At 74.1% G+C, this 2525-nt stretch carries 3 protein-coding genes; 1 reads left to right on the forward strand and 2 read right to left on the reverse strand.

The features are described 5' to 3' along the window. Positions 1-495: MarR family winged helix-turn-helix transcriptional regulator (locus AB8Z75_RS34165; protein ID WP_242751585.1), on the reverse strand; the 495-nt coding region annotated here is incomplete at its 3' end. 71 nt (positions 496-566) lie between these two features. On the opposite strand from AB8Z75_RS34165, the gene AB8Z75_RS34170 reads away from it, so the two are divergent. Next, positions 567-1367, forward strand: coding sequence for a methyltransferase domain-containing protein (locus AB8Z75_RS34170; RefSeq protein WP_369208916.1), 801 nt, complete (start codon positions 567-569; stop codon positions 1365-1367). A 103-nt stretch (positions 1368-1470) separates the two neighbouring features. On the opposite strand, the gene AB8Z75_RS34175 is transcribed toward AB8Z75_RS34170, so the two are convergent. Beyond that, entirely contained in the window at positions 1471-2073 is a 603-nt protein-coding gene (locus tag AB8Z75_RS34175; protein WP_369208914.1) for a GNAT family N-acetyltransferase, read from the reverse strand. Between the last annotated feature and the right edge of the window lie 452 nt (positions 2074-2525).

Raw genomic sequence — 2525 nt, forward strand, 5'->3', positions numbered from 1 at the left:
GATCGGGATGTTGTCGAACGGAGCTGTCAGTCGGCGCAGCAGCGAGGCCAGTTCGTCGCGTTGCGGTGTGGAGAGCTCGGCGAGGAGGGCGCGCTCCTGGTCGAGCAGCCCGGCCAGGGCGCTGTCGGCGCGGTCCTGGCCCTCGGTGGTCAGCCGGACCAGTACGCCGCGCCGGTCGCTGGGATCGGGCAACCGTTCGACCAGACCCTTCTTGGCGAGGCGGTCGATGCGATTGGTCATCGTCCCGGAGGTGACGAGCGTCTGAGTCAGCAACTGGCCGGGCGAGAGCTGATAGGGGGTGCCCGCGCGGCGCAGCGCGGTCAGCACGTCGAACTCCCAGGGCTCCAGATTGTGCTCGGCGAACGCGATCCGGCGGGCACGGTCCAGGTGCCGAGCGAGCCTGCTGACCCGGCTGAGTACCTCCAGCGGCTCGACGTCGAGGTCGGGGCGCTCCCGGCGCCATGCTGCCACCAAACGGTCGACCTCGTCCTCCATGGGATCAGTGTAGAGGTTCTGTCGACGTGAAGTCTCTTGACGTCAAGAGAAGTCCGGTGCACGCTGCTGCCATGTGGGACCCGAAGCAGTATCTCCGTCATGCCGGATACCGTCTACGCCCCCTGCGCGACCTTCTCGCCCGCGTCCCCGACGACCTGCCAGGACACCCCGGAGTCCGCATCGCCGACCTCGGCTGCGGCCCCGGCGGGCCCAGCGAAATCCTCGCCGCACGCTGGCCCGAGGCGCACATCACCGGATACGACAGCTCCCCGGACATGCTCAAGGAGGCCGCAGCCCACACCCGCCCAGGACGCCTCGACTTCACCCACGCCGACCTCGCCGACTGGCGCCCCGCCCCCGACGAACACTTCGGGCTGCTCTTCTCCAACGCGGCTCTCCAGTGGGTGCCGGGACACCAGCACGCGTTCCCCGACTGGATCGCCGCCCTCCCCGCAGGCGGCGTCCTCGCCTGCCAGATGCCCGGCAACTTCCGCGCCCCCAGCCACACGCTCCTGGCCGAACTGTGCGCCTCACCCCGCTGGCGCGACCGCCTCGGCACGGTGCCTCGCCCCGACGCCCTCGACCCGGCGGGCTACGCGGACGTCCTCGCCCCGCTCGGCCCCCGCGGCTGCGACATCGACACCTGGGAGACCACCTACCTCCACAGGCTCACCGGCCCCGACCCGGTCCTCGACTGGACCAAGGGCACCACTCTCCGCCCGGCCCTCGCCCGCCTCGACGACGACCCGGCCGCGCGTGACGCCTTCCTCGCCGAGTACGGCGAAGCCCTCCGCAAGGCGTACCCGCCCAGCGCCGACGGCACCACCGCGGTGCCGTTCCGACGGATCTTCGTGGTGGCGGTCAAACGGTGAGCGGGCTTTCCCCCGGCCCGCAGGCGGTGCCAGGGGCCGGGGGCCGCGTGCCGGGGGCTGGGCGGCCTCGGATCGTGTCCCCGGGGCCGGGCGGCCGGCGGTGTCAGGCGGTCTGCCCGGCCGCCGCCTGCTTGGCCGCCCGCCACTCCGGGGCCAGCACCGACCAGACCTCCATGTCGGCCCGCTTCCCCCGGTGCAGGTAGCTCTCGCGCAGCACGCCGTCCCGCGTCATGCCCAGGCGGCGTGCCACCGCGATGCTGGGCTCGTTCGCCGCGGAGACGAGCCACTCGACCCGGTGGAAGCCCCGCCCCTCGATCACCCAGTCGATGACGGCCCGCGACGCCCTGGTGATCAGGCCCTTGCCCACAGCGGCAGGCTCCAGCCAGCAGCCCGCCTCGGCGACCCCCTGCGCGGCGTTCATCGTGCGGAAGAGCACGCCCCCGACCAGCTTGCCGCCCCTGCCGCGCGCCCCTTCGGGCACCTCCGTCCAGATGCCGTAGATCCGTCCGGTGTCGGCTGCGGCCTTGTCCGCGTACGACCGCAGGCAGGCGCGGCTCGACTCCAGGTCCGTGGCCAGGTCGGGGAAGCCGATGTGCTGCCCGACGAACTCCCTGCCCCGCTCCATGTGGGCCAGGAACTCCTCGGCCTGCCAGGGTTCGAGCGGGCGCAGTTCGGCACCGTCGTCACCCAGGGATATCGCGAACATGACCCGACCTCCACGCCTCTCTGCGGCCGAAACCGCGCCCACCGCGCGCACAACGCACACCGCGCCCACCACGCACGTCGCGCAGACCGCGCAGCCGCGCGCACGCGTCACGCGGGGATCCTCGCACAGGTTTCCACCGATCGCGGTTGATTTTTTCCGCCCGCCGAGACGCCGGAGACGCCCGCGTGAGCCCCTGGTACGCCCAGGTACGCCGACGTGTGCCCACGTACGTCGACGTGTGCCCACGTGCGGCCAGTGGAGCGCTACCGCCGGGGGCCGGGGTCGGGGGCGGGGGGGGGGGGGGGGGGGGGGGGGGGGGGGGGGGGGGGGGGGGGGGGGGGGGGGGGGGGGGGGGGGGGGGGGGGGGGGGGGGGGGGGGGGGGGGGGGGGGGGGGGGGGGGGGGGGGGGGGGGGGGGGGCAGCCGCGCGCACGCGTCACGCGGGGATCCTCG

The sequence above is a fragment of the Streptomyces sp. PU-14G genome, from assembly GCF_041028275.1.
GTDB lineage: Bacteria > Actinomycetota > Actinomycetes > Streptomycetales > Streptomycetaceae > Streptomyces.

Excerpts from the sequence above, each read along its gene's own strand:
- AB8Z75_RS34170 (WP_369208916.1), top strand. The coding sequence starts at position 567 with ATGTGGGACCCGAAGCAGTATCTCCGTCATGCCGGATACCGTCTACGC.
- AB8Z75_RS34175 (WP_369208914.1), bottom strand. The coding sequence starts at position 2,073 with ATGTTCGCGATATCCCTGGGTGACGACGGTGCCGAACTGCGCCCGCTC.